Raw genomic sequence first — 1,023 nt, forward strand, 5'->3', positions numbered from 1 at the left:
GCTTCTTCATAATCTTTAGCCGTATATTGTCTGCCACGATCTGAATGCATAATTAACGGTTTGTTAACATTTCTTACCCTTTTAGCTTTATTAACAGCTTCTACAACCCACTTTGTTTCAAGGGTATCACTTAATACCCATGATATTATTTTCCTTGAATATAAGTCCATTATACTTGTTAAATATACAAATCCTTCATAAGTCCAAATATATGTAATATCTGTACACCATATCGCATCAGGGGAATTAGGATTAAACTTCTCATCAAGTATATTTTTGTATTCTTCACTAAAATCTGAATCTATAGTTGTTATGGTATATGGTTTAATCCATTGTGCCTTCAGGCCCATTTCACGCATATAATTACCTACTGTCCTTTCGCTTATTGTTTCTCCTTCTTCTTTTAATTTCTTTGCTATTTTGGGAGCACCATAATTCTGGTGCGATTCATCATAAATATCACATATCTTATCCTTTATTTTGTTTTTTCGCTGCTCCCGATTACTTGGAATCCTGCTTTTCCAAGTATTATATCCACTTCTAGAGACGCCTAAATGTCTCAGCACACCACTAACATTAAGTCGGCGTCCACCTTGTTTATTCATAATTCTTTCCATATTTGCTGTTTCAAGGTATATAGCTCCTGTTAGTTTCCCAGTATGCCGATTGCTTTTTTTAATATTTCCAGAGCATCCTGTGCATCTCTTAATTCTTTCTTAAGTCTAGCATTTTCTTTTGCAGCATCACTTTCGTAATTGCCTCTTCCTCGGGTTGGTATGTTACCTTCATTACTTTCATAAAGTTTACGCCATGTAGATAGTGCACTTTTAGATATACCTAGATTTTTAGCACATGCGTTAATGCCTAAATCTTTATGCTCCTCCCAATATTTTACTGCATCTTTCTTAAATTCTTCTGAGTACTGTGTAGCCATGTATTACTCCTCCAATCTTTAACTTTAATAATAAATCTATATTAAGGATTATTCCATATCTAATTTGTACTATTTACATTCTAACATCA

General features: G+C 33.5%; 2 protein-coding genes. Both read right to left on the reverse strand.

The annotated features are described in order from the left end of the window. A partial coding sequence (locus KQI85_RS16350; protein WP_253293947.1) for an IS3 family transposase occupies positions 1-605 on the reverse strand: 605 nt, incomplete at its 3' end. A gap of 41 nt (positions 606-646) precedes the next feature. Next, entirely contained in the window at positions 647-934 is a 288-nt protein-coding gene (locus KQI85_RS16355; RefSeq protein WP_216577074.1) for a transposase, read from the reverse strand. Positions 935-1,023: the final 89 nt, after the last annotated feature.

The sequence above is a fragment of the Falcatimonas sp. MSJ-15 genome (assembly GCF_018918265.1).
In the GTDB taxonomy this organism is placed as follows: domain Bacteria; phylum Bacillota; class Clostridia; order Lachnospirales; family Lachnospiraceae; genus Falcatimonas.